We start from the raw sequence: 2,068 nt of genomic DNA, 5'->3' as shown, positions 1-2,068 counted from the left end.
GTGCGCCCCTGGGGGGGTGGTTTCGCCGGTCCCCCACCCGCTCACCCCCCCCGCCCCCCCCCATTTCACCCACCCCCCGCCCGGCCGGGTGTGGCCGGGCCCCTCTTCCGTAGCGGGGGCAGGATTTGAACCTGCGACCTCTGGGTTATGAGCCCAGCGAGCTACCGAGCTGCTCCACCCCGCGTCGTTGTGTCTTTAGTTTAGAGGATCTCGGCCGTGCAACCAAATCGGCTCCCGGTGCGGTCAAAACCCGTGTTCGCCGGGCGCTCCGCGGCGTACCGTCCGGGTATGTCCCGACACGTCATCCGGCCGTTCGAGGAGGCGGATCTGCCGGCCGCGGCCGGTCTGCTCGCCGAGCGGCATCAGGAACATCGCAAGCGGCATCCCCTGCTTCCTGCGGACTACGAGGACGCTCGACTCGCGCTCGTCGAAGTGACAGCCGCCTGGGAGAGCGAGGGCGCGTCCGGCGCGGTGCTCGTCGAGGGTGACGAGATCACCGGCTACATCCTGGCCGCTCCCAAACCGTCCTCGATCTGGGGCCCGAACATCTGGGTCGAGTCCGCCGGTCACGCCGTACGTGAGCCGGAACACATCCGCGACCTGTACGGCGCCGCCGCGGCCAGGTGGGTCGACGACGGCCGGACCGCGCACTACGTGCTGGTGCCCGACGATCCCGAACTGATCGACGCCTGGTTCCGCCTCGGGCTCGGCTCGCAGCACGCGCACGCGGTCCGTCCAGTGCCCGACGCGCCGATCCCGCCGTCCCGCGATCTCGTCGTACGCCGTGCCGCGCGCGGGGACATCCCGGTACTCGCGGAGCTCGACCTCGCACTGCCTCGGCATCAAGCACTCTCGCCGGTGTTCTCGGCCGGTGAACTGCCCACCCTCGAGGAAGCGCTGGCGGACTGGGAGGAGTCGATCGACGACCCCGACTTCGCGACGTTCGTTGCCGATTACAACGGTCAGGTGATCGGGTCGTCAGTCGGATGTTCGCTGGACAAGTCGAGTTCGCACAGCGGGCTCGCCAAGCCGGACAACGCCGGTTTCCTCGGGTTCGCTGCCGTACTGCCGCCGGCTCGTGGGCTGGGCGCCGGACGCGCGCTCGGCGAGGCTGTGCTGCAGTGGTCGGCCGAGACCGGCTACACGTCGGTCGTGACGGACTGGCGGGTGACGAACCTGCTGTCGTCGCGGGCCTGGCCGCGGCTCGGGTTCCGGCAGACGTTCCACCGGTTGCACCGGCTGATCGGGTACTGACGGGCCGGTTGTCCACAGTTTCGAAATCACCCGTCCGGACGAGGGGTGATCACTGCACCTTCTTGGGCACGAAAGGCGTCTCGCAGCGGGCGAGACGCCGCCGTACCCAGGAGGAGCCATGTCGCGTTCAACGCTTCGTTCCCGAGTCGTGCCGTCCACCCGTCGTATCGTGATCGGGAGCGCAGTCGTCCTGGCCGCACTAGGGCTCTCGACGACCGTCCCTGCCTCAGCAACCGAGTTCGCACCGTCGGCGACGTACTCCGCCGCACCTCCATCGACCGAGCAGAGGGCTGACACCTTGGACGGCTTCGTGATCGAGAACCTTCCCGACGGCATCGGCACACCGAGCGACTTCGAGTACGAATGGGAGGACGTGTCCTTCAAGAGCCGGGTCTGGGAGACCGGGCCCGACGACGAGGGCGCGTTCAAGGTCGACCTGACGCTGAAGACGCTGCGCGGCGAGAAACTCACCGACCTCGAAGCCGTGAAGGACTTCCTCGTCGAGTACGAGGAGAAGGAGCCGGGCTCCTGGCAGCTCACCCCGGTGAAGGTCGGTGGGTACGACGGTCTGTTCGCCGGCGACGAGGTGTTCTACTTCATCGAGCCGGGCGTCGCGGCCGAGGTGACGATCGACCACGACCGCTTCACCGACGAGGACGTGCTCGACACCGCGGCCGGGTTCCATCCGGAGAGCAACACCTGATGCCGTAGGCAACCAGGAGCTGGCGGCCGCAACCGAACGGGGGGGGGGGGGGGCGCGGGGGGGGGGGGGGGGGGGCCCGGGGGGGGGCCGCGCGGCGCGGGGGGGGGCGCC

Annotated in this window: 2 protein-coding genes and 1 tRNA gene; 2 read left to right on the top strand and 1 reads right to left on the bottom strand. The window is 69.4% G+C overall.

Features of this window, described 5'->3' with window-relative positions; genetic code table 11:
- Positions 1-110: 110 nt before the first annotated feature.
- Positions 111-184: transfer RNA gene (locus ACWGID_RS29235), tRNA-Met, on the bottom strand.
- A 104-nt stretch (positions 185-288) separates the two neighbouring features.
- Between ACWGID_RS29235 and ACWGID_RS29230 the strand changes: the two genes are divergently transcribed.
- Together ACWGID_RS29230 and ACWGID_RS29225 are read left to right on the top strand one after the other, a co-directional pair.
- Positions 289-1,254 carry an N-acetyltransferase family protein gene (locus tag ACWGID_RS29230; protein ID WP_452201895.1) on the top strand — a complete coding sequence of 322 codons (966 nt, stop codon included), beginning with the start codon at positions 289-291 and terminating at the stop codon, positions 1,252-1,254.
- A gap of 118 nt (positions 1,255-1,372) precedes the next feature.
- Positions 1,373-1,957 carry a hypothetical protein gene (locus ACWGID_RS29225; RefSeq protein WP_452201893.1) on the top strand — a complete coding sequence of 195 codons (585 nt, stop codon included), beginning with the start codon at positions 1,373-1,375 and terminating at the stop codon, positions 1,955-1,957.
- The last annotated feature ends 111 nt before the right edge of the window (positions 1,958-2,068 follow it).

It is taken from the genome of Kribbella sp. NPDC054772, from assembly GCF_053611945.1.
Note: the sequence above shows the minus strand (reverse complement) of the source record. Positions and strands in the feature narration are given on the sequence as shown.